Raw genomic sequence first — 24,008 nt, forward strand, 5'->3', positions numbered from 1 at the left:
CGGGCGCCTCAGATTCTCAGGACCGCGCGGGTTCCGTCCGGCGGATCAGAAATCCTGCCACAGATCGCGGGCGGCGTTGCCGCTAGCGGCCACCGCGGCGGGCTGGGGCGCGGGCTGCATGTCCCAGTCATCGCCGCCATGGGCGGTTGGCGCCGGCGCTGCTGCCGGGGCGCTGGGGGCCTTGGCCGGGGCGGCCAGCCGGCTGCCGCCCGCGATCTTGAAGTGGGCCACCAGATCGGCCAGCTTGCCAGCATCGGTCTTCAGCATGTGGCCCGCTGCGGTGGCCTCCTCGACCATCGCCGCGTTCTGCTGGGTCACCTGATCCAGCTGCGTCACGCCGGTGTTGATCTCATTGAGGCCGGTCGACTGCTCCGCCGCGCCCTCGGCGATACCGGAGACCAGCTGCGAGATATGGGTGACCTGGCTGACGATGCTTTGCAGCGCGTCACCCGCCTTGCCCACCAGGTCCACCCCGCGGGCCACCTGGCCGGAGCTGTCGGAAATCAGCGTCTTGATCTCCATCGCCGCATCGGAGGAGCGCTGCGCCAGCGCCCGCACCTCGGACGCAACCACCGCAAAGCCGCGGCCCGCCTCGCCGGCCCGCGCGGCCTCGACGCCCGCGTTCAGTGCCAGAAGGTTGGTCTGGAAGGCGATGTCGTCGATCACGGAGATGATCTGGCTGATTTTGTTGGAGCTTTCCTCGATCTCGGTCATTGCCGAGACCGCGCTCTGCACCACCTCGCCGCTGGTGCGGGCCTCTTCCTTGGCCTCGTCCATCGTCGCCTCGACGCTGCGGGCGCCGTCGGCGGCGGATTTGACGCTGGCGGTCAGCTCATCCAGCGCCGCGGCGGTCTGCTCCAGCGTCGCAGCCTGGCTTTCGGTGCGGTGCGACAGGTCGTCAGAGGCCTGGCTGATCTCGGTGGCACCGTTGCGGATGCTGGCGGCGGCGGCAATCACCTGCTCCACGGTGGAGCTGAGGTTCCGCGCGGTGGTGTTGAAGTCCTGGCGCAGCTGTTCGTAATCCTGCGGGAAGGTCTCGGTGATCTGCGCCGTCAGGTCGCCCTGCGACAGTGCCGACAGCTTGCTGCTGAGCGCCGCCACAACCTTGCTGCGCTTCTCGTTCAGCGCATGTTCGGCGTCCTCCAGCTCCTGCTGCCGGATCAGCGCCTGGCGGAAGACATCGACGCTTTGGGCGATTTCCCCCAGTTCGCTGCGCGCATTTGCCGAAGGGATTTCGCTGCTGGTGTCGCCATCCGCCATTGTCTGCATCCGGTTTTTCAAACCGTTCAGCGGGCCGGTCACGCTGCGGGTGATGAAATAGGCGGCAACCATCAGCGCCACCAGGCTGATGCCCAGCACGATCAGCGCCTCGTTGCGCATCATCGCAACATCGGCCTCAATATCGGACACATAAGCGCCGGTGCCGATGATCCAGCCCCAGGGCTCATAGGCCTGCACATAGCCGATCTTGGCCTCCATCACCTCCGAATCGGGTTTCTTGAAATAATAGGTCAGCTCCCCCGCGCTCTTGGCGGCGGCGATCTTCTCCAGTTCCTGGAACACCTTGATGCCGGTCACATCCTCAAAGGCACCCTGATTGGTGCCGACCCAGTCCGGCACAATGGGGTGCGCCTGCACCACCAGGTCATGGTCGAAGACAAAGACATAGCCCGAGTCTCCGAACCGCAGCGCGGTCAGCCTTTCACGGCCGATATCGCGGGCTTCCTCCACCGTGAAGCGGCCGGATTGGACGCCTTCCTCCAGGTCGCGCAGCAGGCTGACCGCCGTGTCGGTCACGTTGTGCAGCTCCGTATAGCGCATCTCATAAGCGTTTTTGACGGATTGCGAGAGCAGCAGGAAAGTCAGCACCGCCATCAGCGACAGCGCAAGGGCGCCCAGTGCGTAGATCCGGACGGGCAGACGGTAGAGAAAAGCGGGTATTGTGGACATAAATTCAGAGCCTTCATGACAGGTCTATTGCCTGTCTGTTTAGGCCGCAGTGTCTAACAAAACCCTACTCCGCAAGGCGCCGCCAAAGCATACGCGCCGCATCCCGTCAGGTTTTTGCCGCATTTTGATTGGAATGCCGCAAAACCCTGCGCCCAATGCTTTGAAATCCTATGCAAAGACAGAAAACGCCCGAGGGATTTCCCGGGCGTTTTCTCCGCAAGCGTTTCCCTTGGATCAGAAATCCTGCCACAGATCGCGGGCGGCGTTGCCGCTGGTGGTCGCCACCGCGGCGGGCTGCGGCGCGGGCTGCATGTCCCAGTCATCGCTGCCATGGGCGGTCGGGGCCGGCGCCGCGGCCGGGGCGGCGACCGGTTTCGCCGGGGCGGCCAGCTGGCTGCCGCCTGCGATCCTGAAGTGGGCCACCAGGTCGCTCAGCTTGGAGGCGTCGGTCTTCAGCATGTGGCCCGCCGCGGTAGCCTCCTCCACCATCGCCGCGTTCTGCTGGGTCACCTGATCCAGCTGCGTCACGCCGGTGTTGATCTCGTTGAGGCCGGTCGCCTGCTCCGCCGCGCCCTCGGCAATGCCGGAGACCAGCTGCGAGATATGGGTGACCTGGCTGACGATGCTTTGCAGCGCATCGCCGGCTTTGCCCACCAGATCGACGCCGCGCGCCACCTGGCCGGAGCTGTCGGAGATCAGCGTCTTGATCTCCATCGCTGCATCCGAAGAGCGCTGCGCCAGCGCCCGCACCTCGGACGCCACCACCGCAAAGCCGCGGCCCGCCTCGCCAGCCCGCGCGGCCTCGACGCCGGCATTCAGCGCCAGGAGGTTGGTCTGGAAGGCGATGTCGTCGATGACGCTGATGATCTGGCTGATCTTGTTGGAGCTTTCCTCGATCTCGGTCATCGCCGACACCGCGCTCTGCACCACTTCGCCGCTGTTGCGGGCCTCTTCCTTGGCCTCGTCCATGGTGGCCTCGACGCTGCGGGCGCCGTCGGCGGCGGATTTGACGCTGGCGGTCAGCTCATCCAGCGCCGCGGCGGTCTGCTCCAGCGTCGCCGCCTGGCTTTCGGTGCGGTGCGACAGGTCGTCGGAGGCCTGGCTGATCTCGGCGGCGCCGTTGCGGATGCTGTTCGCCGCGGCGATCACCTGCTCCACCGTGCCGCTGAGGTTCTGTGCGGTGGTGTTGAAATCCCGGCGCAGCTGCTCGTAGTCCTCCGGGAACACCTCGGTGATCTGCGCGGTCAGGTCGCCCTGCGACAGGTCAGCCAGCTTGGCGCTGAGCGCGGCCACAACCCTGCTGCGCTTCTCGTTCAGCGCGTGCTCGGCGTCCTCCAGCTCCTGCTGGCGGATCAGCGCTTGGCGGAACACGTCCAGGGTGCGGGCCATGTCGCCGATTTCGCTTTTGTTGGCGGTGGCCGGAATGGCGCTAGCGGTGTCGCCGTCCGCCATCGACTGCATCCGCCCGCGCAGGGCGCTGACCGGACCGGTGACACTGCGGGTGATCAGGGTTGCGCCAATCATCAGGACCGCCAGGGTCACAAGCAGCCCGGTCACGGTTGTGATGATGTTCTGCTGCACCTTAGCCTGGATATCGGACACATAGGCACCGGTGCCGATGATCCAGCCCCAGGGTTCGTAAACCCGGATATAGCCCATCTTGGCCTCAATCACGCCGGAGCCGGCGTTTGTGAAATGGTAGATCAGCGAGCCCTGGCCGTCGGCCTTGGCGATCTTGAGCATCTCCTGGTAGATCTTGACCCCGTTTTCATCCGTCAGGCCGGGCTGGCGGGTGCCGACCCACTCCGGCAGGAAGGCATTCGCGGTAATCACCAGATCGAAATCAAAGGCGTGGAAATCGCCGGCGGTGCCGAACCTGAAGGTCTCCAGCGCCGTGCGCCCCATCTGGCGGGCCGCGGCCTCGTCCAGCTGTCCGGCCTCGACCTGGCTTTGCAGCGCATCCAGCTGGCTGAAAGCCAGATCGGTGATCTGATGCAGCTCGCGTTCGCGGCTGGCGTATTCATCGTTATTCGAGCGGACCAGCAGGAAGACGGTCAGCATCGCAAACAGGAGAATCGCCAGGGCAGCCAGAGCGTAGATCCGGACAGGCAGACGGTAGAGAAAAGCAGGCATAGTGATTTGGTCCCTTAGTTACAGGCCTAAGCCTTCCTCCCTAGAGACCTGCTCCTAAGAATTTCCTAGCCCGGAAGCGATTGCAGCCGCCCAGATGCAGCAGGGAAGCAGAGCCCACAACGGGACTTCAGGTACACTTGAATAATATCAACGTGTTAAATGACCGCTACGGCTGCGCAGCCTGCGCGCAAAATGCCGCAGCCTAATCGGTTTGCGGCGCCTCCGGGCCGCTTTGCGCCCTGCTGGTTCGGCCGCAAAGGCCCGCAGTTCGAGCTTTGCCTGCCGCAACAGATGCGCAGGGAACCGCGCCGCAGAATCGGCGTCTTCATATACGTGTGGATTTTGTATCCATTATCCTGTATCTGATTCTCCACAACAACGAACCGACAGGAGGATCTCATGTTCAAATCGCTGGCCGCGGCTGCGGCGCTTGCCCTCGTGCCCTTGGCACCTGCCCTTGCGGATACGCTCGATGATGTGGTGGACCGCGGCACCCTGCGCTGCGGCGTGGTGCTGGATTTCCCGCCGATCGGCTACCGCGACGCCAACAACGAACCGGCGGGCTTTGACGTCGATTACTGTAACGATCTGGCGGCGGCGCTGGAGGTTGAGGCCGAGATCCTGCCGGTCACCTGGGCCGAGCGCCTGCCGGCCATCGTGACAGGCCGCGCCGATGTGGTCTTTGGTGCCACCTCCGACAGCCTGGCGCGGGCGCGCACCGTCGGCTTCACCATTCCCTATGCGATCTATTTCGCCCAAGGGGTGATCAACACAGAAAGCGGCATCGAGAGCTTTGAGGACATCAAGGGCAAGCGGGTAGCCGGCGCCATCGGCACCGTGCCGGAGCAGGAATGGCTGAAGATTGCCGCCGAATGGGGCGAAGAAGGCAACTATCAAGGCTATCAGTCCGAGAACGAGGTGTTCCTGGCGGTGGCGCAGGGCAAGGCGGACATCGGCCTGACCACCAATACCGCGGTGCTGCCGGTAACCCAGCAGTATGAGACCCTGGCAGCCGGCCCGCGGATGCCCTGGACCACCGATTACACCTCGGTCGTAGGGAAGCGCGAGGATGTCACCTGGATCAACTTCCTGAACCTGTTTGTTACCCATCAGGTGCGCTCGGGCCGTTATGCCGAGCTGTGGGGCAAATACGTCGGCGGCGACGCGCCCGAGCTGCGCATCCCCGGCGTGCTGTACTGATCCAACGGTGAAACCCGCCCCTGCCTGCCGCGCTCTCCCGGCGGCTGGCAGGAGCTAGGGAGCATAACCCCACATGTTCGACTATAATTTTCACTGGCGGCCGGTGATGAAAAGCCTGCCCGACCTGCTGGAGGCGGCCTCCCTGACGCTGCAGGTCGCGGTTCTGGCGATGGTGCTTGGCATCGTGATCGGTCTCTGTCTGGCGCTGGCGCGGCTGCACCTTCGGGGGCTGGTCTACTGGTTTGCCACCGCCTGGGTGGAGCTGGCCCGCAACACGCCCGCTCTGTTCCAGCTGTTCTTCTTCGGCTTCGGCCTCGGCGCATTCGGCCTGCATCTGTCGCCCTATCTGATCGTGCTGGCGGGGCTCACGTTCAACTGCGCGGGCTATCTGGCGGAAAACTTCCGCGGCGGCTTCAAGGCGGTGCCGGAGACCCAAATCCGTGCCTCCCGCAGCCTTGGGATGACACCCTGGCAGGCCTACAGCCGCGTGGTGATCCCGCAGGTGTTCCGCATTGTCTACCACCCGATCACCAATCAGATGGTCTGGGCGGTTCTGATGTCCTCGCTGGGGATGCTGGTGGGCTTCCGCGAACTGTCGGGCGAGACCCAGTTCTTCGCCTCCCGCACCTTCCGCATCTTTGAATATTTCGCGGTCACGGCGGTGATCTACTACGCCATCGTCAAGGTGATCCTGCTCAGCTCGCGGCTGATGGCCGCCCGGCTGTTCCGGTACTGAGGGGGAACCGATGGAACCGACACTCAAGTTTTTCAGCGGCTTTGCCCCCAATGACCTGTGGTTCATGGGCGAGGCGGCGCTGCGCACGCTGTGGATTTCCGTCCTGTCGATCTCGCTTGGCACGGTGCTGGGCACCCTGTTCGGCTGGATGCTGTACGAGGGCCGGCGCGCCGCCACCCTGACATTGGCGCCGGTGCTGGACGTGTTCCGCTCGGTGCCGCTGATCATCCAGCTGGTGCTGTTTTACAACTTTGCCCCGATCGTGGGGCTGAACCTGGATCCCTTTGCCTCCGGCACCGTGATCCTGACCGTTTACACCGCGGCGCTGGTGGCCAATGTGGCCCGCGGCGGGATCGAGGCGGTGGGCGCCCCGATGCGCCGCGCCGCGCGCAGCCTTGGGCTTAGCTACTGGCAGGATCTGCGCCATGTGGTGCTGCCGATCGGCGGGCGGGCGGTGTTCCCATCCTGGGTCGGCGTTGCGCTGGGGGTGATGAAGGACAGCGCGCTGGTCTCAGTCCTTGGCTATGTCGAGCTCTTGAAAGCCAGTCAGATCCTGATCACCCGCACCCAGGAGCCGTTCCTTATCCTTGCCCTGGCCGGCGCCTTCTATTTCGCGCTGTCCTATCCGGTTTCCCGCTACGCCACACATCTCGAAAACAGGTGGGCCCAATGATTTCCATCCGCGACCTTCACAAGTATTTCGGCGCTCTGCACGTTCTGAAAGGCATCGACCTGGATGTGCAGAAGGGCGAGGTGCTCTCTGTCATCGGCGCCTCCGGCTCCGGCAAATCAACGCTGCTCTACTGCATCAACGGGCTGGAAGCGATCCAGGACGGCGCTGTCACCGTCGACGGCACCGATGTGCATGCCAAGGGTACCGACATCAACAAGCTGCGCCAGAAGCTCGGCATGGTTTTCCAGCAGTGGAATTCCTTCCCGCATCTGACGGCGCTGGAAAACGTGGCGCTGGCGCCCCGCATCGTCAAAGACAAGTCCAAGGCTGAGGCCCGCGAAATTGCTGCCAATCAGCTGCAGCATGTGGGGCTGGGCGAGAAGCTGAACGTCTACCCCAGCGCCTTGTCGGGCGGCCAGCAGCAGCGGCTTGCGATTGCCCGCGCCCTGGCGATGGAGCCCGAATACATGCTGTTTGACGAGGCAACCTCAGCGCTCGACCCCGAACTGGTGGGCGAGGTGCTGGATACCATGCGCCTGCTGGCCGACGAGGGCATGACGATGATCTGCGTCACTCACGAGATGGGTTTTGCCCGCGATGTCTCCGACCGGGTGGCCTTCTTCCATCAGGGCGTGATGGAGGAGATCGGCCCGCCCGCGCAGATCTTCGGCGACGCCCAGTCCGAACACACCCGCAAGTTCCTCGCCAACGTGCGCTGACCCCTTCCCCCGCAGGCTGCCGTGCCTCCCAGCGGCGGCCTGCCCCTACCTGGAGAAATTGGATAATGTCTACAAACGTCTTCACCGGCACCATGCCGGCCCTGATGACCCCCTGCAACCCGGACCGCACGCCGAACTTCGACGCGCTGGTGAAAAAAGGCGAGGAGATGATCGCCGCGGGCATGTCGGCGGTGGTCTACTGCGGCTCGATGGGCGACTGGCCGCTGCTGACAGATGAACAGCGGATGGAAGGCGTCGCCCGCCTCGCCGCCGCCAGTCTGCCGGTCGTCGTCGGCACCGGTGCGATCAACACCAAATCCGCCGTCGATCACGCCCGCCATGCGCAAGAGGTCGGCGCGGCCGGCCTGATGGTGATCCCGCGCGTGCTGTCCCGCGGCACATCGCCCGCGGCGCAGAAGAACCACTTCAAGGCCATTCTGGATGCGGCACCGGACGTGCCCGCGATCATCTACAACAGCCCCTACTACGGCTTTGCCACCCGCGCCGAGCTGTTCTTTGCCCTGCGCGCCGAGCACAAGAACCTGATCGGCTTCAAGGAGTTCGGCGGCAAGGACGACCTGCGCTATGCGGCGGAGCATATCACCAGCCAGGACGATCAGGTGACGCTGATGGTCGGCGTCGACACCGAGGTCTACCACGGCTTCGTGAACTGCGGCGCCACCGGCTCAATCACCGGCATCGGCTGTGCGTTGCCCAAGGAGGCGCTGCTGCTGGCGCGCCTGTCCAAACTGGCGGCTGAGGGCAGCGCCGAAGCCCGCCTGCGCGCGCAGGAGCTGACCGACGCGATCCACGTCCTGTCCACCTTCGACGAAGGCCCGGACCTGATCCTCTATTACAAGCACCTCCTGGTGCTGAACGGCGAGGACGACTACCGCCTGCATTTCAACGAGACCGACGAGCTGTCGGACACGCAGCGCAACTATTGCGAACAGCAGTACAAACTGTTCCGCACCTGGTTTGCGGACTGGTCGGCGCAGGGCGGGATCATCGCCGAATGCATGTAGTCGACAGCCATACCGGCGGCGAGCCGACGCGGGTGATCCTGGAGGGCGGTCCCGATCTGGGGACCGGCCCGCTGGCGGAACGCGCGCGGCGGCTGGCAGAGGATCACATGGGTTTCTGCCACGCGGTCATGCGCGAGCCGCGCGGCCAGCCCGCCATGGTCGGCACGCTGCTGGTGCAGCCCACCGATCCCAGCTGCGCCGCCGGCGTCATCTATTTTGACGCCGATGCGGTGCTGGGCATGTGCGGCCACGGCACCATCGGGCTGGCGGTGACGCTGGCCCATCTGGGCCTGATCACCCCCGGCAGCCACCGCATCGAAACTCCCGTTGGCGTGGTGACGGTGCTGCTGGAGGATGCCAACACGGTGACCGTCACCAACATCGAAAGCCGCCGCGTCACCGCTGCGGCCAATGTCACCCTGCCCGATGGCAGCACAGTGACCGGCGATATCGCCTATGGCGGCAACTGGTTCTTCATCGTCGAACCCAGCCCGCTGCCCTTGCGGACAGAGAACATCCGCGCCCTCACCGATCACGCCATCTCCATCCGCACCGCCGCCAATGCCCAAGGGATTGGCGGCGAGAAGGGTGAGCCGATCGACCATGTGATCTTCCAAGGCCCCTCCCCCCGCGCGGGCATCCACAGCCGCAACTTCGTGCTGTGCCCGGACGACACCTATGACCGCTCCCCCTGCGGCACCGGCAGCTCTGCCCGCCTGGCGTGCCTGGCGGCAGCGGGGCGGCTGCAGCCGGGCGAGGAGATTATCCAGGAAAGCATCATCGGCTCCCCCTACCGGCTGTCCTACCAGCCGGGGCCGGGTGGCGGGGTGATCCCCACCCTCAGCGGGCAGGCCTTTGTGATGGGCGAGGGCAAGCTGTTCTTCAGCCCCGATGATCCCTTCCGCGGCGGCATTTCCAGCAGCGGGGAGGCCGCCGCCTGAACCATTTCAACCAAGGCCCGGGACGATAACCCGGGCCGCATTCCAGCAGAAGAGAGGTCCATACTATGAAATTCACATCCGCAATCGCCGCAGGCTTCAGCCTGGCCCTGGCGTCTGCCGCCACCGCGGCAGAGGTCGAATGGAAGATGACCGCCGCCGTCGGCGAAGGCTCCTTCCTCTACCAGAACTTCATGGAACGCTTTGCCGGCAACGTCGAAACCCTTACCCAAGGCCGGGTGGAGATCCAGCCGTTTGGCGCCGGTGTTCTGGTACCTGCCTTCAAGGCGCATGAAGCGGTGCAGGAAGGCATCGTCGAGGCCGGCCACTCCACCCCCTCCTACCTGGTCAACCAGGACCCGACCAACGCGATCTTTGCCTCCTTCCCCGGCGGCATGTCGCCCGAGGCCACCCTGCACTGGATCTACGAAGGCGGCGGCGAGAAAATGCTGCAGGACTTCCGCCGCGAGGAGATGGGGCTGCACAGCCTGGTCGTCGGCATCGGCACCTCAGAAGTCATGGCCCATTCCAATGTCGAGATCAAAACCGTCGAGGACCTGAAGGGCGTGAAATACCGCACCTCCGGCGCCTTTGCCGCGGTCATGAAGGACGACTTCGGCGGCGTGCCCACCGTGGTGCCGGGCAACGAGATCTACACCCTGCTTCAGCGCAAGGGCGTTGATGCCATCGAATGGTCAACCCCCGGCGCCAACTTCTCCGAAGGCTTCCACGAGGTTGCGCCCTACATGATCATGCCCGGCGTGCATCAGCCCTCCTTCCTGTGGGAGGTTTTCGTCAAGGCTGAGACCTGGGACGCGCTGCCCGCAGACCTGCAGGGGCTGATTGAGGCGTCTGCGCGCCTGTCGACCTATGAGGGCTACACCCGCTTTGGCGATGCTGACATCAAGGCGATGGCCGATTACCGCAAGACCAAGGTGCAGATGGTCCAGATGGAGCACGCCGAGTCCGAGAAGCTGCGCGAGGCCGGCCGCAACTGGGCGCGCGCCCGTGCTGCGGAACTGTCCGAGGGCGGCAATGCCCGGATGCAGGAGGTTCTGGACAGCTACCTCTCCTACCAGTCCAGCTGGGCCGAAAACTCCGTCTACCTGGTGCGTGACGCTGCTGAATGACCCTTTGCGCGGGCCGGGATCTCCGGCCCGCGCCCTCCCTGCCCCGAGGTTTCCATGCATTTTTTCAGAACCGGCGTTGAAGGGCTGTCAGCCCTCTTGGGCGCGGTTGGCCAGCTGACCATCCTCGCCATGATTGCGGCCATGCTTTACGAGGTCGCCGCCCGCTACGTCTTTGGCGCCCCAACACTCTGGGCCTTTGACATTTCCTATATGCTGAACGGCTCCATCGTGTTCCTGGGCGCCGCCTATTCGCTGCGCAAAGAAGCGCATGTGCGGATCGACTTCCTGTCGCAGAAATTCCCGCTGCGCGTCCAGCAGCTGCTGAACGCGGCGGTCTATTCGCTCTTGATGGCGCCGATCACCGGCGCGCTGACTTGGGTGGCCGCCTCCAAGGCGCTGAAGGCGTTTCAGACCGGCGAGGTGGAGACCGTCAGCCCCTGGGCGCCCTTGATGTGGCCCTTTTATTCGGTGATTGCGCTCGGCCTCTTTGCCTTCTGCCTGCAGTTCCTGCTGGAGGCGCTCCTTTACTTACGCGGCGAGAAGACACCGGGGCAGACCCCCGATGACCCGCACGCTGCGCCGGAGAGCTGATTTATGATCCCCCTTCTGATGTTTGCGGCGCTTTTCGCGCTGGTCTTTGCCGGCATTCCGGTGGCGTTTTCGATGATGATCGTGGCCGTCGCCTTTGGCTATTCCGTCTTTGGCGACATGCTGTTTTTGCAGCTCTACGGCCCGCTCCTGCACACAGCCTCCAACTTCGTTCTGGCGGCAATCCCGCTGTTCATTTTCATGGGCGCGGTGCTGGAACGCTCCGGCATTGCCAAGCGGCTGTTCTATGCGCTGCAGATCTGGCTCGGCGGTCTGCCCGGCGGGCTGGCACTGTCGACCATTGCCATGTGCGCGATCTTTGCCGCCGCCTCCGGCGTTGTCGGCGCGGTGGAGATCGTGGTGGGCCTGATGGCGATCCCCGCAATGCGCGCGGCGGGCTACAAGAACGACCTGATTGCAGGCACCATCTGTGCGGGCGGCTCGCTCGGCACCATCATTCCGCCCTCCGTGATCGTGGTGGTCTATGCCTCCATTGCGCAGCTGTCGATCGGCCAGCTGTTTGCCGCCTCCATCCTGCCCGGCGTGCTGATGGTGATGTTCTTCGTGGGCTATGTTCTGCTGCGCAGCCTGCGCCGCCCTGAGGACGCGCCGGTATTGCCGCCTGAGGGCCGCGCCATGCCGGTGGGGCAGAAGCTGAAAATCACCGTGACCGCGCTGGTGCCGCCCTTGCTGCTGATTGCCATGGTGCTGGGTTCGCTGCTGGCTGGGGCCGCCTCTGCCACAGAAGCCGCCGCCGTGGGGGCTGCCGGCACGCTGGTGCTGACCTGCATGTTCCGCGAGCTCAGCTACTCCATGCTGCGCGCGGCCCTGGGTGTCACCCTGCGGATCACCGCGATGATCATGCTGATCGTGGCGGGCGGCACCATGTTCACCTCGATCTTTGCCGTCACCGGCGGCGGCGGGCTGGTGCGCGACACGGTGGAGGTGATCGGCTACGGCAACGCAGGGCTGATCACCTTCCTGCTGCTGGTGGTGTTCTTTGCCGGCTTCGTGCTGGACTGGGTGTCGATCGTGCTGATCTTCGTGCCAATCTTCGCGCCGCTGGTGCGCAGTGCCGGCATCGACCCGATCTGGTTCGCGATGCTGGTGCTGGTGGTGATCCAGACCTCCTATCTGACGCCGCCGATGGCCCCCTCGATCTTCTACCTGCGCTCCATCGCGCCCAAGGACATGACCTACGGCCATATGTACCGCGGGGTTCTGCCCTTTGTGGCCGCACAAGGCCTGGTGCTGGCGGCGCTGCTGGCGGTGCCGGAACTGGCAACCTGGCTGCCCTCCATCCTGGTCGGCTTGTGAAGGATCTGAGATGACCAAAGAACAGGCACACGGCATCCTCGTCATCGGCGCCGGCATCATCGGCCTCAGCGCCGCGCTGGAGCTGCAGAAACAGGGGCATCAGGTGCGCGTGCTCGACCGCACCGGCGTGGCGGCGGAGGCCTCGGCGGCCAGCGCCGGCGCCTTTGCCTTCACCGACATCGTGCCGCTCGCCACGCCGGGCATCATGCGCAAGGCCCCCAAGTGGCTGCTGGACCCTTTGGGGCCGCTGTCGGTGCCGCCCGCCTATGCGCTGCGGATCGCCCCCTGGATGCTGCGGTTCTGGCGCGCCAGCTGGCGCAGCCGCTACCAGGCGGCGCTGGCGGCGCAGGTGCAGCTGATGGCGCATTCCCGCGCCGCGCTGGAGCGACAGATCGCGGATGTGGAGGGCGAGCCGCTGATGCAGCGCGAGGGGCAGCTGCAGCTCTACGAGGGCGAGAGTGCCTTCCGCGCCGCCCTGCCCGACTGGCAGCTGCGGCGTGAACATGGCATCCGCTTCGAGTTGCTGCGCAGCCCCGCGGCGATTGCCGAGGTTCAGCCCGGCCTGGCGCCGCGCTTTACCCATGCTGCCTTCACCCCCGACTGGATGAACACGGTGAACCCCAAGACCTGGGCCGAACATCTGGCGCAGGCTTTTTTGGCCCGCGGCGGCAGCATCGGAACCGCCGAGGTGACAGCGCTGCGCAGCGAAGGCCGGCAATCTGTGGCCCAAACCAAAGACGGCCCTGTCCCTGCCGCCCAAATCGTGGTGGCCTGCGGGGCCTGGTCGCATCACCTGGCCCGCACCCTGGGCGAAAACATCCCGCTGGAGACCGAGCGCGGCTACAACACCACCCTGCCCCCCGGTGCCTTTGGCCTGAATACCCATCTGACCTTCCCGGCGCATGGCTTTGTCGTCACCAAAATCAGCGGCGGCGTGCGGGTGGGCGGCGCGGTCGAGCTGGGTGGGCTGAAACTGCCGCCGAATTACCGCCGTGCCGAGATCCTCTTGCAGAAGGCGAAACGCTTCCTGCCGGACCTCGACACCTCCGGCGGCAGCCAGTGGATGGGCTTCCGCCCCTCGATGCCCGACAGCCTGCCGGTGATCAGCCGTTCCGCCCGCGCGCCGGGGGTGATCTATGCCTTCGGCCACGGCCACCTGGGCCTGACCCAGGCTGCCGGCACCGCCGAGCTGGTTGCGGCGCTCGCCGCAAACACCGAACCGCCGGTGCCGATGCAGCCCTATTCCGCCACCCGTTTTTGACCTGCCCCTGAAAGGAGCCGCACCATGAAGATTACCCAGCTCACCGTCTATCAGGTCGACCTGCCGCTGAAGGAAGGCCGTTACAGCTGGTCGAACGGCAATTATGTCGATGTCTTCGACAGCACCGTTCTGGAAATCACCACCGATGAGGGGCTGACCGGCTATGCCGAGTGCTGCCCGCTGGGCTCCGCCTACCTGCCCTCCTTCGCACGCGGCGTGCGCGCCGGGCTGGCGGAACTGGCGCCGCATCTCATTGGGCAGGATCCGCTGAACATCGGCCAGATCAACCGCACCATGGACGCGGCTCTGCGCGGCCACCCCTATGCCAAGGCACCGGTCGACATCGCCTGCTGGGACCTTCTGGGCAAGGCCACCGGCCAGCCGGTCTATACCCTGCTGGGCGGCGCCGCGCAGGAGGATGTTGTGCTCTACCGCGCCATCAGCCAGGAGGACCCGGACACCATGGCCCGCAAGATCGAGGGCTATGCCGCCGAGGGCTACACCAAGTTCCAGCTCAAGGTCGGCGGCGAGGCCAACGACGACATCGACCGCATTCATGCCACCCGCGCGGTGCTGAAGAAATCCGACCTGCTGGTGGCCGACGCCAACACCGGCTGGACCCGGCACGAGGCGGCGCGGGTGGTTGGTGCCATCGCGGGCCTCGACGTCTATGTGGAGCAGCCCTGCCTGACCTATGAGGAAAGCGTCTCAATCCGCCGCCGCACCGCACTGCCCTTTGTGATGGACGAGGTGATCGACACCCCGAACACGCTGGTGCGCGGCATTGCCGAGGACGCGATGGACGTGATCAACCTCAAGATCTCCAAGGTCGGCGGGCTGACCCGGGCGCGGCAAATGCGCGATCTCTGTGTGGCGCACGGCATCCCGATGACCATCGAAGACACCTGGGGCGGCGACATCACCACCGCCGCCATCGCCCATCTGGCCCGCTCCACCCCGGCGGAGTTCACCTTCTCCGCCACCGACTTCAACAGCTATGGCACCGTTGACATTGCCCGCGGCGCGCCCAAGCGTGTGAACGGGCGGATGACCGCCCCGGATACGCCCGGCCTGGGGATCACTCCGATCTTCGATGCCCTGGGCGAACCGGTTGCCCGCTATTCCTGAGGAGGCCTGCGGATGCGCAGCAGTAAGACCATCCATGTGATCTCCGCCCATGCGGAGGGCGAGGTGGGCGACGTGATTGTCGGTGGCGTCGCACCGCCGCCGGGCGAAACCCTGTGGGACCAGCGCGCCTTCATCGACCGCGACCAGACCCTGCGGAATTTCGTCCTGAACGAGCCCCGCGGCGGCGTGTTCCGCCATGTGAACCTGCTGGTGCCGCCCAAGCACCCGGAGGCCGACATGGGCTTCATCATCATGGAGCCGGAATACACCCCGCCAATGTCCGGCTCCAATTCCATCTGCGTCTCCACCGTGCTCTTGGACGGGGGCATCCTGCCGATGCAGGAGCCGGAAACCCACCTGGTGCTGGAGGCCCCCGGCGGGCTGGTTCGGGTGCGCGCCGAATGCCGGAACGGCAAGGCAGAGCGGATCTTCGTGCAGAACGTGCCGAGCTTTGCCGGTGAGCTGGACGCCTCCCTCGATGTGCCGGGTGTCGGCACGCTGACCGTGGACACCGCCTATGGCGGCGACAGTTTCGTGGTGGTGCAGGCCGCCGATCTGGGCGTGGAGATCACAGAGGCAAACGCCAAGCAGATCGCCCAGCTGGGCACCCGCATCCTCGGGGCCGCCAACGCGCAGCTCGGCTTCACCCACCCGGAGAACCCGGACTGGAACCACATCTCCTTCTGCGCCTTCTGCGGCCCGCTGGAACAGACGGAAACCGGCCTGAGCAGCCGCTCGGCCGTGGCCATCCAGCCGGGCAAGGTGGACCGTTCCCCCACCGGTACCGCGGTCTCTGCCCGCATGGCGCTGATGCTGGCCAAGGGGCAGATTGAACTGGGGCAGACCTTTGAGGCCGTATCGATCATCGGCTCGTGTTTCACCGGGCGCATCGTGGAGCAGACCACGGTGGGCACCCGTCCGGCCATCGTCCCCGAACTCAGCGGCCGCGGCTGGATCACCGGCATTCACCAGCACATGCTGGACCCGGACGACCCTTGGCCCGGCGGCTACCGTCTCAGCGACACCTGGGGCGCCTGACGGGTCCGGCTTTTGGATACAAAAAACCGGCTGCGGGGTCGCAGCGCCCGCCGCCGGTGTAAAACCGGGCCAATTGCTTGAAGAAACGGGACGGACCCACTAGCGTATCCAAAATACGAACAGCAGACCCGACGAGGCCCCCATGGCAGGCAAACGCGCCGTTACCCGCAACTCCCTCCCGGAAGTGATTGCCGACGACCTGCGCGAGCGTATCCTCAGCGGTGAGCTGGCAGAAGGAGAAACCATCCGGCAAGAGGCGCTGGCAGAGGAATACGCCGTCTCCCGCATGCCGATCCGCGAGGCGCTGAAGCGGCTGGACGCCGAAGGGCTGGTGCAATTCACCAACAACCGTGGCGCCTCTGTCACCAAGCATTCCCTGCGTGAAATCGCCGAGATCTTCGACCTGCGCACCCTGCTGGAGGTGGACCTGTTCCGCCGCGCGATCCCTGCCATGACCACCGAGGATTTCACCCGCTGCACCCAGATCCTCGATGACATGGATGCGTCTTATGATGCCAATGACGTGGCCAAATGGGGCGCGCTCAACCACAAATACCACTCGGCCCTCTATGCCGCCGCCGACCGCAAGCTGACCAACGAGGTACTGCAGGGCATCAGCCTGCATTGCGACCGCTTCATCCGGATGCACCTCAGCGTGATGAAACAGCGCGAACCGGCCAAGAAGGAGCACCACGACCTCCTGGACCTGGCCCAGGCCCGCGATGTGGAGGGCGCCTGCGCCGCGCTGACCCATCACATCTCCCGCACCAAGGAAGAACTGCTGTCGCTGGTCGCAGAGCACCGCGCCGCCACGGACGGCTGAGCCGCCGCCTTTCCCGCTCACCTGGCTGCTGACATCCGGATTTTTCCGGCCGGCACCTTGCACGACTCGCATTTTGTATCCATTATCCTGTATCAAGATTCATCCGCTGCCCGGCAGCACCAGACAGAGGCCCGCCCATGTTCACACCGCACGGAAACCACCTGATCGCAGGCGCCTGGACCGCCGGCGACACCCGCTTCCCCTCCGCCCCCGCCACCGGCCCCAGCCATCAGTTCTCCGTAGGCCGCGTCAGCGACGTGACAGCTGCGGCAGAGGCGGCGGAGGATGCATTTGCCAGCTACAGCGCCACCAGCCGGGCGGAGCGCGTCGCCTTCCTCAACGCCATCGCTGACGAGATCGAAGCCCGCGCCGAGGACATCACCGCCATCGGCACCCGGGAAACCGGCCTGCCGGAGGCCCGCCTGCAGGGCGAGCGCGGCCGCACCACGGGCCAGCTGCGCACCTTTGCCGAGCATATCCTGAAGGGCGACTACCTCGACCGCCGCTATGACGCCGCGCTGCCGGACCGCGCGCCCCTGCCCCGGCCCGATATGCGCATGATGCAGCGCCCGCTGGGGCCGATTGCGGTCTTCGGCGCCTCCAACTTCCCGCTCGCCTTCTCCACCGCCGGCGGCGACACCGCCGCAGCTCTGGCGGCCGGCTGCCCGGTGGTGGTCAAGGGCCACAGCGCCCACCCCGGTACCGGCGAGATCGTCGCCGAAGCCGTCCTTGCCGCGATCACCAAATGCGACCTCCACCCCGGCGTCTTCAGCCTGATCCAGGGCGGCAACCGCGCGGTCGGCGCGGCGCTGGTGCAGCACCCGCTGATCAAGGCCGTGGGCTTCACCGGCTCCCTTGCCGGCGGCCGCGCACTCTTTGACCTCTGCGCTGCGCGCCCCGAGCCGATCCCCTTCTTCGGCGAGCTGGGGTCCGTGAACCCGATGTTCATCCTCACCGCCGCCCTCGCCAATCGCGGCACGGAAATCGCCACCGGCTGGGCCGCCTCGCTGACCATGGGCGCGGGCCAGTTCTGCACCAACCCCGGCATCGCCGTGCTGCGCGCAGGCCCCGAGGCCGAGCGTTTCATCGACACCGCCACCGCCGCCCTGTCAGCGGTCGCCCCCCAGACCATGCTGACCGAGGGCATCGCCAGCGCCTACCAGGACGGCCAGCGCCGCGTCGCCGCCACCGCCGGCGTGCGCGAGCTGCTGACCACCAGCTGCAACACCCGCACCGCCGCGCCCTACCTCTATGTGACGGAGGTCCGCACCTGGCTCGATAACGAGATCCTGGCCGAGGAGGTCTTTGGCCCGCTGGGTCTGGTGATCACCGCTGAGAGCGACGCCGAGATGCTGGAGATCGCCCGCGCGCTGCAGGGCCAGCTGACCTGCACCCTGCATCTGGATGAGGATGACACCGCCCAGGGCCAGACCCTGCTGCCGGTGCTGGAGCGCAAGGCGGGCCGGGTGCTGGCCAACGGCTTCCCCACCGGGGTTGAGGTCTCCGGCACCATGGTCCACGGCGGCCCCTACCCGGCCTCCACCAACTTCGGCGCGACGTCGGTGGGCACATTGTCCATCCGCCGCTTCCTGCGCCCGGTCTGCTACCAGAACATCCCCGCCGCCCTGCTGCCGGAGGATCTGCGGGAGGGGTGCGCGCTGAATTGAGGCGGAAGCTGTCCTGACAAAGGCTAAGGCCCCGGAGGTGATCCGGGGCCTTTGGAACGGAGGACATTAAGTATTAGCCTTGAGAAGGTTAGCGGGTTCATTGCCCCCTAACCCATGACACCAGGTCAATGCTCACTTCCGCCGGATAGTTTCCACTACGTGCGTCGACTTCTTGGTTTTGGCCACTTTCACAGTAGTAAAGCGACCTGTTTTGGCGCTACGGCCGATCTTGATTGTTTTACGAGCCATTTGGCTATTCCTTATTGACTAGAGTTATTAGAAAGGGCACTTGTGTGCCCTTTCATTTTTTAAGTTGGCTCATTCTGGAACCAGAATTGGCCAAGCCCGCAACCCAAACGCCTTCGCGTAGAGCCGCTGCCCAGTACTCGGGCATGTGCGCCAAGGGCGAAACACATACCGATAGCCGGGCGGTGGAGTGAATGATCTCTTGGTCATTCGAGCATCCAACGTCGGGGCGTATCTTGCCTTAAGAACCAAACTGCTCTAACATCCAGTCTTGCTACGGAACTGGTATCAAGCGTCTGGCGGCTCTGCATCGTCTAGCCCCGGTGAGCACGATACAGAATTCGAATGGGGGCTCAGGTTTTTCCTGAGCCTTCGTCCTTTAGTAGAAACCTTTCCTCTTTTTTATGTCTTTCAAGCGGTATTTGGCAGCAGAGCTTGAAACTCCAAATCTCTGGACCAAATCGCTCTCTTCGTCCCAGTATGTAATGTGCTGCTCGGGCATAAGCAGTGCGCTGGCGTACCTGTTGGCTTGCTTCTCAGCGGACTCAAAAGGGCGCAACCGATCACTAGGTGTGGCACGCGCCAAGGGTTTATCTGGGTCTGCGTGCAGAAGGAGGTGCCCTAGCTCGTGCGCGAATGTAAACCGCGCTCTTGCGCCACCGCTGCACGCTTGGTCATACACGTCTTCACGAATACTGATAAACTCCCCTCTCGGACACGTTAACCCTTCCGCATCACCCATTTCACGCGGTGAAAGTACCATAAAGTCTATAGCACCAAGGACGTTGCCCAATAGCTTTTCCACGACCTCCACAATAGGAAAATAGGGTACCTCTGACAGCTTCAAGCTAGCGCGCAAGCTGTCTGCCGATGCATCCACTTGCGCCCAACTCATGCCAGCGGCCCTAAAGTCGTAGACATCACCCATTACTCACTGTCTCCTTTCCTCAAAATTGCAAGGATCTTTTCAAGGTCTTCAGGCGGGAGAGCCTCCATTTTAGAGCTCATTCTTCGCGCCATAAGACCAGCTATGTCCCTTTCTAAAGGCGTCTTCGCCTCAATTGTGAAAGCTTCTCGCGACCTGTCAGCTGCCTGACGGATTAAGTCTGCCGCGGCTCCGGCAAGCTTGTAGGAAGCAATAACTAGCTCCTCAAATCCTGCCGGCGGCTTCTTTGAACCTCGCTCAACAGCGGAGATGAACGCAGATGACTTTTCGAGTCTTTTCGACATATCAAAAAGTCGTTCATCTTGATCAATCCGAAGTTTACGCAGCTCCTTTCCGAGTTCTGTCGTCATTGCATGGACTCCTCACGGGTTGTTAACCACATTTACCAAATGGGCACCATTTGTCAACCTCGCGGGTTAATTTTTTCAACCCGCAAGTTAATTTCTTTCACAGTGCGTTACCACGTTTCCAGGGTGCTACTACTACCTGCTAGCCCGTTGCGCCCCCACCGTACGCCCCGCTTCCCGGATCTTAACCGCCAGCAGCTATACCTTAACGGAGACCTTCGAAAAGGACCCCGCCATGCCAGCCTCCGCTGACCAAAGTCAAAACCTTTCGCAGCCCCGGCAAAACCGGTTCAAATCTGATCCACGACCTTTTCCAGGCACCAGACCTTGGCCACGATCTGCCAGCCGTTCTCGCCTTTCAGCATCGACAGGTGGTCCTGATACACGTTCCTGCGCGCCCGGAACCGGATCTTCACCAGCGCGCTTACCGGCGACATGCGGTCCACCATCAGAATCTCGGCGTCCATCTGCTGCCCCAGCGCATGGGGCGAGTTGGCCGCATTGCCGCCTACATCTTCATTGAAGCTCGCCACTGGCTCGGCAAAAATCGCGCCCTTTTCGGCATCAAACAAGCTTGCTGCCGGGTGGAACACCGCGTCCAGCTTTTCCTTGTCGCAGTAAAACAGCCCGTCGAAATACATCTGCACGGCTTCAAAGAGATCAGCGTGGGAATTCATCATGCATCCTGGTTCAAATTACCTTTGCGCCCAGAATATGCAGCCAGGTGCGGCCGCGAAAATGAAACTGTGTGGGGAACACCATTCCAATCGGGAATGGGCGCGCCGTCCCAACGAAAAAGGCCCCCGCTTGCGCGAGGGCCTTCCAAAGTGTCAGAGAGGCAAATCTCAAAGTCCGGTGGACACGTCGATGGTGTTGCCTTCTTCCAGGGTCACATAGGCTTTTTTCACGTCTTTACGCTTGCCCAGCTGGCCGCGGAAACGCTTGACCTTACCCTTGGTGACGGTGGTGTTGACCGCTTTCACCTTGACGCCAAAGAGCGCCTCGACGGCTTCTTTGATCATCGGCTTGTTGGAGTCGATTGCCACTTCGAACACCACTGCGCCGTTCTCGGACGCCATGGTGGATTTCTCGGTGATGATCGGCTTGCGGATCACGTCGTAGTGTTCTGCCTTCACGCTCATTTCAGACGAGCCTCCAGTGCTTCGACACCCGCTTTGGTGATCACCAGGGTGTCACGCTTCAGGATGTCATAGACGTTGGCACCGATGGTCGGCAGGATGTCCAGACCTTCGATGTTGCGCGACGCTTGCAGGAAGCCTTCGTTGACCGCTGCGCCGTCGATGATCAGCGCGCGCTTCCAGCCCAGGTTTTTCACCTGCTTGGCCAGAGCTGCGGTCTTGCCTTCGGAAGCAGCGTCCTCGATGATGACCAGCTCGCCCGCTTTCGCCTTTGCGGACAGCGCATGGCGCAGGCCCAGCTTGCGGAACTTCTTGGTCAGCTCGTGGCCGTGCGAACGCGGGGTCGGACCCTTGTAGATACCACCCTTGCGGAAGATCGGCGCGTTGCGGTCACCGTGGCGTGCGCCGCCGGTGCCCTTCTGGCGGTAGATCTTCTTGGTCGAGTAGGAGGTCTCGGAGCGGGTCTTCACCTTGTGGGTGCCGGCCTGCGCGTTGTTGCGCTGCCAGCGGACCACGCGGTGCAGGATGTCCGCACGCGGCTCCAGGCCGAACAGGTCTTCGGACAGTTCGATGTCGCCCGCTTTGCCGCCGTCCAGTTTGATCACGTCAAGTTTCATGCTTCACCACCTTCCGCGGATGCTTCCGCAGTTTTCAGAGCGGCCGGGAAAGGCAGACCCTCGGGGGCTTTCTTCTTCACGGCGTCCTTGACGGTAACCCAGCCGGATTTCGGGCCCGGTACGGCGCCCTTGATGAAGACCAGGCCGCGCTCGGCGTCGGTTTTCACCACTTCCAGGTTCTGGGTGGTCACGCGGGCTGCGCCCATGTGGCCGGCCATTTTCTTGCCTTTGAAGACCTTGCCCGGGTCCTGACACTGACCGGTCGAACCGTGCGAACGGTGCGAGATCGACACACCGTGCGAGGCGCGCAGGCCGCCGAAGTTGTGCCGCTTCATGGCACCGGCGAAACCTTTACCGATCGAGGTGCCGGTGACGTCCACTTTCTGGCCAGCCAGGAAGTGTTCGGCCGAGATCTCGGCGCCGACTTCGATCAGGCCGTCCGCGGGAACGCGGAATTCGACCAGCTTGCGCTTGGGTTCAACCTTGGCAGCTGCAAACACGCCGCGCATGGCTTGCGAGGTGCGCTTTGCCTTGGCGGAGCCTGCACCCAGCTGAACGGCGGTGTAGCCGTCTTTTTCCTCGGTGCGCTGAGCAACGACCTGCAGGCCGTCCAGGGACAGAACGGTCACAGGGATCTGCTTGCCGTCTTCCATGAACAGGCGGGTCATGCCCACTTTCTTAGCGATAATTCCGGAACGCATAATCTATACCCTCCGAACTTACGACTGCAGCTTGATTTCGACGTCAACGCCGGCAGCCAGGTCGAGCTTCATCAGCGCGTCCACGGTCTGCGGGGTCGGGTCGACGATGTCGAGAAGGCGCTTGTGGGTGCGGATCTCGAACTGGTCGCGGGATTTCTTGTCCACGTGGGGGCCACGCAGAACAGTGAATTTCTCGATTTTGTTCGGCATCGGGATCGGGCCGCGCACTTGCGCGCCGGTCCGCTTGGCAGTGTTGACGATCTCTTGCGTGGACGCATCCAGCACGCGATAGTCAAATGCCTTCAGCCGGATACGGATGTTTTGGCTTTGCATCGTACAGCCTTTTATTCAGGCGTTGGGGTTGAGAGGAGGGCCTGCGACCACCGCAACCCCTCATCGAACCCAAAAGGCGGGAATCATCCCGCCCCTATTCGCACTCGGCGAACTCGCGCCCTATACGCCCTATGGCCCCATGTGGCAAGGGGTTTCGCCGCGAAACGGTTGCGTTTGCGGCGCACGGTGCGTTTGGGGTTTGTTAGGGGAGGTTAAGGTCGGTGGGTTGTCAGGACAACTACCCGCCCCTACAACAACCCTAAGAGGAACGAAGCTAGAGGGCGCTGTGTCTAAAAGGATTAAGAACCACCACTTTGTCCCGAAAGTCCTTCAGAAGAGATTTCGAACCGAAGACAATCGCATCTGGTATTCCGAGCGCGGGACTGACGGGCGTTTCTCTCAGCCTGAACTTCGAAACATTGAAAAGACCTTTCGAATTAGAAACTACTACACTGTCCTCGAGAATGGGCAACCATCTGATGCGATTGAACGTCTTTTCTATGGAGAAATAGACAACTTTCTAGGCGACTTCCTACCAGAGGTCTTGGGGATATTTGACGCCGGCAAAGTTCCACGGCTGTCAGAAACCCCTCTGGAAAGCGCGCGAACTGTAGCAATGGAAATGGCCAAGCGGACTCCAGAGTTCGTCAAGCAGTACGAAAGCGACCAAGAAATCGGGCAATCGCTAGTGGAGAGCGTTTTGGCAGGGCTTGAGGATGAAACCGATTTCGAGAAACGTTCTCACTACCTCGAAATACTTAACGACCCTGCGCTACTCAGGCAGTATGGGCGCGACGTGCGTGTCAGAGCCACTGTCAAACGATCTGAAAAGACAGCAGAGGCGTTGAAGGATTTCAAGGTTCGATGGGCAGTGAGCGAAACTCACCACTCCTTTATCCTGTCAAGTATGATGGCATACCACATAGGAAACGGTGGCCCAAATGGGTTAATCAATCCCAACATGGAGATTTGGCTGCCGATTTCTCCAAAAATCTCGATGGTACTTACTCGCGACAAAGCCAATCGAATTCCAGACCGGGTGGTTGAGGCGCCTTCCCATATCCGAGAAGTCAACGAGTATGCTGCACGCAACAGCAGCCAGATAGCCTCCCACTCCAAGAGACTAATCGAGTCGTTAACCGGGAAAAAAGCCAAGCCAAGCTGAAGCTCGCCTATCAGCCAGAGCATAACCTTTCTCGCATATAATTGCTGTTCATCCCCGCCCGGGCGCCCCGCGTTCGGGCCGCGCCCGGCCTGCCCGGAGGGCGGGCGCGATTTACATCGCCCCCGGAGCTGGCGCTCCCTGCGGCCTCAAAAGCTCCACCGGAGCTTTTGCAAGACGGCCTTCGGCCC

The 24,008-nt window shown here is 63.4% G+C and carries 24 protein-coding genes; 15 read left to right on the forward strand and 9 right to left on the reverse strand.

From position 1 onward, the window contains the following. Positions 1 to 45: 45 nt before the first annotated feature. The gene (locus tag AC58NV_RS12600) at positions 46 to 1,950 is read right to left on the reverse strand and encodes a methyl-accepting chemotaxis protein (RefSeq protein ID WP_497227448.1); all 1,905 of its coding nucleotides are present in this window, start codon (positions 1,948 to 1,950) and stop codon (positions 46 to 48) included. Between the two features lie 234 nt (positions 1,951 to 2,184). Continuing rightward, positions 2,185 to 4,083, reverse strand: a complete 1,899-nt coding sequence (locus AC58NV_RS12605; RefSeq protein WP_497227449.1) for a methyl-accepting chemotaxis protein — start codon at positions 4,081 to 4,083, stop codon at positions 2,185 to 2,187. 399 nt (positions 4,084 to 4,482) lie between these two features. Between AC58NV_RS12605 and AC58NV_RS12610 the strand changes: the two genes are divergently transcribed. From AC58NV_RS12610 to AC58NV_RS12675, 14 genes are all read left to right on the forward strand, one after another. Continuing rightward, on the forward strand, positions 4,483 to 5,283 hold the full coding sequence (locus tag AC58NV_RS12610) for a transporter substrate-binding domain-containing protein (RefSeq protein ID WP_497227450.1): 801 nt from the start codon (positions 4,483 to 4,485) through the stop codon (positions 5,281 to 5,283). A gap of 73 nt (positions 5,284 to 5,356) precedes the next feature. Continuing rightward, on the forward strand, positions 5,357 to 6,019 hold the full coding sequence (locus tag AC58NV_RS12615) for an amino acid ABC transporter permease (protein WP_497227451.1): 663 nt from the start codon (positions 5,357 to 5,359) through the stop codon (positions 6,017 to 6,019). Positions 6,020 to 6,029: 10 nt separating this feature from the next. Then, positions 6,030 to 6,692: an amino acid ABC transporter permease gene (locus AC58NV_RS12620; RefSeq protein WP_019298488.1), complete on the forward strand. Its 663-nt coding sequence runs from the start codon at positions 6,030 to 6,032 to the stop codon at positions 6,690 to 6,692. Continuing rightward, positions 6,689 to 7,411, forward strand: coding sequence for an amino acid ABC transporter ATP-binding protein (locus AC58NV_RS12625; RefSeq protein ID WP_497227452.1), 723 nt, complete (start codon positions 6,689 to 6,691; stop codon positions 7,409 to 7,411). Before AC58NV_RS12620 ends, AC58NV_RS12625 begins: the two co-directional genes overlap by 4 nt. 65 nt (positions 7,412 to 7,476) lie before the next feature. After that, positions 7,477 to 8,436: a dihydrodipicolinate synthase family protein gene (locus tag AC58NV_RS12630; RefSeq protein ID WP_497227453.1), complete on the forward strand. Its 960-nt coding sequence runs from the start codon at positions 7,477 to 7,479 to the stop codon at positions 8,434 to 8,436. Continuing rightward, the gene (locus tag AC58NV_RS12635) at positions 8,427 to 9,377 is read left to right on the forward strand and encodes a 4-hydroxyproline epimerase (RefSeq protein WP_497227454.1); all 951 of its coding nucleotides are present in this window, start codon (positions 8,427 to 8,429) and stop codon (positions 9,375 to 9,377) included. The genes AC58NV_RS12630 and AC58NV_RS12635 overlap by 10 nt, the downstream gene beginning before the upstream one ends. A 65-nt stretch (positions 9,378 to 9,442) precedes the next feature. Then, positions 9,443 to 10,504, forward strand: coding sequence for a TRAP transporter substrate-binding protein DctP (dctP, locus tag AC58NV_RS12640; RefSeq protein WP_497227455.1), 1,062 nt, complete (start codon positions 9,443 to 9,445; stop codon positions 10,502 to 10,504). A gap of 54 nt (positions 10,505 to 10,558) precedes the next feature. Next, entirely contained in the window at positions 10,559 to 11,095 is a 537-nt protein-coding gene (locus AC58NV_RS12645; RefSeq protein WP_497227456.1) for a TRAP transporter small permease subunit, read from the forward strand. Positions 11,096 to 11,098: 3 nt separating this feature from the next. Then, positions 11,099 to 12,409, forward strand: a complete 1,311-nt coding sequence (locus AC58NV_RS12650; RefSeq protein ID WP_497227457.1) for a TRAP transporter large permease — start codon at positions 11,099 to 11,101, stop codon at positions 12,407 to 12,409. Between the two features lie 10 nt (positions 12,410 to 12,419). Then, positions 12,420 to 13,670 (forward strand): NAD(P)/FAD-dependent oxidoreductase, encoded by a 1,251-nt coding sequence (locus AC58NV_RS12655; RefSeq protein WP_497227458.1) that lies wholly within the window; start codon positions 12,420 to 12,422, stop codon positions 13,668 to 13,670. A gap of 24 nt (positions 13,671 to 13,694) precedes the next feature. Further along, the gene (locus AC58NV_RS12660; RefSeq protein WP_497227459.1) at positions 13,695 to 14,798 is read left to right on the forward strand and encodes a cis-3-hydroxy-L-proline dehydratase; all 1,104 of its coding nucleotides are present in this window, start codon (positions 13,695 to 13,697) and stop codon (positions 14,796 to 14,798) included. Between the two features lie 12 nt (positions 14,799 to 14,810). Beyond that, positions 14,811 to 15,836 carry a trans-3-hydroxy-L-proline dehydratase gene (locus tag AC58NV_RS12665; protein WP_497227460.1) on the forward strand — a complete coding sequence of 342 codons (1,026 nt, stop codon included), beginning with the start codon at positions 14,811 to 14,813 and terminating at the stop codon, positions 15,834 to 15,836. Positions 15,837 to 15,978: 142 nt separating this feature from the next. Further along, positions 15,979 to 16,659 carry a GntR family transcriptional regulator gene (locus AC58NV_RS12670; protein ID WP_497227461.1) on the forward strand — a complete coding sequence of 227 codons (681 nt, stop codon included), beginning with the start codon at positions 15,979 to 15,981 and terminating at the stop codon, positions 16,657 to 16,659. Between the two features lie 137 nt (positions 16,660 to 16,796). Next, complete coding sequence (locus tag AC58NV_RS12675) at positions 16,797 to 18,326, forward strand: aldehyde dehydrogenase (NADP(+)) (RefSeq protein ID WP_497227462.1); 1,530 nt, start codon at positions 16,797 to 16,799, stop codon at positions 18,324 to 18,326. Between the two features lie 625 nt (positions 18,327 to 18,951). On the opposite strand, the gene AC58NV_RS12680 is transcribed toward AC58NV_RS12675, so the two are convergent. From AC58NV_RS12680 to rpsJ, 7 genes are all read right to left on the reverse strand, one after another. Next, on the reverse strand, positions 18,952 to 19,500 hold the full coding sequence (locus AC58NV_RS12680) for an ImmA/IrrE family metallo-endopeptidase (RefSeq protein WP_497227463.1): 549 nt from the start codon (positions 19,498 to 19,500) through the stop codon (positions 18,952 to 18,954). After that, the gene (locus AC58NV_RS12685; protein WP_497227464.1) at positions 19,500 to 19,868 is read right to left on the reverse strand and encodes a hypothetical protein; all 369 of its coding nucleotides are present in this window, start codon (positions 19,866 to 19,868) and stop codon (positions 19,500 to 19,502) included. The genes AC58NV_RS12680 and AC58NV_RS12685 overlap by 1 nt, the downstream gene beginning before the upstream one ends. Before the next feature lie 287 nt (positions 19,869 to 20,155). Further along, positions 20,156 to 20,545, reverse strand: a complete 390-nt coding sequence (locus AC58NV_RS12690; RefSeq protein ID WP_497227465.1) for a nuclear transport factor 2 family protein — start codon at positions 20,543 to 20,545, stop codon at positions 20,156 to 20,158. Between the two features lie 165 nt (positions 20,546 to 20,710). Further along, positions 20,711 to 21,007 (reverse strand): 50S ribosomal protein L23, encoded by a 297-nt coding sequence (locus tag AC58NV_RS12695; RefSeq protein ID WP_019298498.1) that lies wholly within the window; start codon positions 21,005 to 21,007, stop codon positions 20,711 to 20,713. Then, positions 21,004 to 21,621, reverse strand: a complete 618-nt coding sequence (gene rplD, locus AC58NV_RS12700) for a 50S ribosomal protein L4 (RefSeq protein ID WP_019298499.1) — start codon at positions 21,619 to 21,621, stop codon at positions 21,004 to 21,006. The genes AC58NV_RS12695 and rplD overlap by 4 nt, the downstream gene beginning before the upstream one ends. After that, positions 21,618 to 22,322: a 50S ribosomal protein L3 gene (gene rplC / locus AC58NV_RS12705; RefSeq protein ID WP_027235548.1), complete on the reverse strand. Its 705-nt coding sequence runs from the start codon at positions 22,320 to 22,322 to the stop codon at positions 21,618 to 21,620. Before rplC ends, rplD begins: the two co-directional genes overlap by 4 nt. An 18-nt stretch (positions 22,323 to 22,340) precedes the next feature. Further along, complete coding sequence (rpsJ, locus tag AC58NV_RS12710) at positions 22,341 to 22,655, reverse strand: 30S ribosomal protein S10 (protein ID WP_019298501.1); 315 nt, start codon at positions 22,653 to 22,655, stop codon at positions 22,341 to 22,343. 286 nt (positions 22,656 to 22,941) lie between these two features. Between rpsJ and AC58NV_RS12715 the strand changes: the two genes are divergently transcribed. Further along, positions 22,942 to 23,820, forward strand: a complete 879-nt coding sequence (locus AC58NV_RS12715) for a DUF4238 domain-containing protein (protein ID WP_497227466.1) — start codon at positions 22,942 to 22,944, stop codon at positions 23,818 to 23,820. Positions 23,821 to 24,008 lie beyond the last annotated feature (188 nt).

This window comes from Leisingera sp. ANG49 (assembly GCF_059694505.1).

What these genes read in the sequence shown, in the direction of transcription:
- AC58NV_RS12600 (WP_497227448.1), bottom strand. Translation starts at nt 1,950, where the DNA reads ATGTCCACAATACCCGCTTTTCTCTACCGTCTGCCCGTCCGGATCTAC.
- AC58NV_RS12605 (WP_497227449.1), bottom strand. Translation starts at nt 4,083, where the DNA reads ATGCCTGCTTTTCTCTACCGTCTGCCTGTCCGGATCTACGCTCTGGCT.
- AC58NV_RS12610 (WP_497227450.1), top strand. Translation starts at nt 4,483, where the DNA reads ATGTTCAAATCGCTGGCCGCGGCTGCGGCGCTTGCCCTCGTGCCCTTG.
- AC58NV_RS12615 (WP_497227451.1), top strand. Translation starts at nt 5,357, where the DNA reads ATGTTCGACTATAATTTTCACTGGCGGCCGGTGATGAAAAGCCTGCCC.
- AC58NV_RS12620 (WP_019298488.1), top strand. Translation starts at nt 6,030, where the DNA reads ATGGAACCGACACTCAAGTTTTTCAGCGGCTTTGCCCCCAATGACCTG.
- AC58NV_RS12625 (WP_497227452.1), top strand. Translation starts at nt 6,689, where the DNA reads ATGATTTCCATCCGCGACCTTCACAAGTATTTCGGCGCTCTGCACGTT.
- AC58NV_RS12630 (WP_497227453.1), top strand. Translation starts at nt 7,477, where the DNA reads ATGTCTACAAACGTCTTCACCGGCACCATGCCGGCCCTGATGACCCCC.
- AC58NV_RS12635 (WP_497227454.1), top strand. Translation starts at nt 8,427, where the DNA reads ATGCATGTAGTCGACAGCCATACCGGCGGCGAGCCGACGCGGGTGATC.
- dctP (WP_497227455.1), top strand. Translation starts at nt 9,443, where the DNA reads ATGAAATTCACATCCGCAATCGCCGCAGGCTTCAGCCTGGCCCTGGCG.
- AC58NV_RS12645 (WP_497227456.1), top strand. Translation starts at nt 10,559, where the DNA reads ATGCATTTTTTCAGAACCGGCGTTGAAGGGCTGTCAGCCCTCTTGGGC.
- AC58NV_RS12650 (WP_497227457.1), top strand. Translation starts at nt 11,099, where the DNA reads ATGATCCCCCTTCTGATGTTTGCGGCGCTTTTCGCGCTGGTCTTTGCC.
- AC58NV_RS12655 (WP_497227458.1), top strand. Translation starts at nt 12,420, where the DNA reads ATGACCAAAGAACAGGCACACGGCATCCTCGTCATCGGCGCCGGCATC.
- AC58NV_RS12660 (WP_497227459.1), top strand. Translation starts at nt 13,695, where the DNA reads ATGAAGATTACCCAGCTCACCGTCTATCAGGTCGACCTGCCGCTGAAG.
- AC58NV_RS12665 (WP_497227460.1), top strand. Translation starts at nt 14,811, where the DNA reads ATGCGCAGCAGTAAGACCATCCATGTGATCTCCGCCCATGCGGAGGGC.
- AC58NV_RS12670 (WP_497227461.1), top strand. Translation starts at nt 15,979, where the DNA reads ATGGCAGGCAAACGCGCCGTTACCCGCAACTCCCTCCCGGAAGTGATT.
- AC58NV_RS12675 (WP_497227462.1), top strand. Translation starts at nt 16,797, where the DNA reads ATGTTCACACCGCACGGAAACCACCTGATCGCAGGCGCCTGGACCGCC.
- AC58NV_RS12680 (WP_497227463.1), bottom strand. Translation starts at nt 19,500, where the DNA reads ATGGGTGATGTCTACGACTTTAGGGCCGCTGGCATGAGTTGGGCGCAA.
- AC58NV_RS12685 (WP_497227464.1), bottom strand. Translation starts at nt 19,868, where the DNA reads ATGACGACAGAACTCGGAAAGGAGCTGCGTAAACTTCGGATTGATCAA.
- AC58NV_RS12690 (WP_497227465.1), bottom strand. Translation starts at nt 20,545, where the DNA reads ATGATGAATTCCCACGCTGATCTCTTTGAAGCCGTGCAGATGTATTTC.
- AC58NV_RS12695 (WP_019298498.1), bottom strand. Translation starts at nt 21,007, where the DNA reads ATGAGCGTGAAGGCAGAACACTACGACGTGATCCGCAAGCCGATCATC.
- rplD (WP_019298499.1), bottom strand. Translation starts at nt 21,621, where the DNA reads ATGAAACTTGACGTGATCAAACTGGACGGCGGCAAAGCGGGCGACATC.
- rplC (WP_027235548.1), bottom strand. Translation starts at nt 22,322, where the DNA reads ATGCGTTCCGGAATTATCGCTAAGAAAGTGGGCATGACCCGCCTGTTC.
- rpsJ (WP_019298501.1), bottom strand. Translation starts at nt 22,655, where the DNA reads ATGCAAAGCCAAAACATCCGTATCCGGCTGAAGGCATTTGACTATCGC.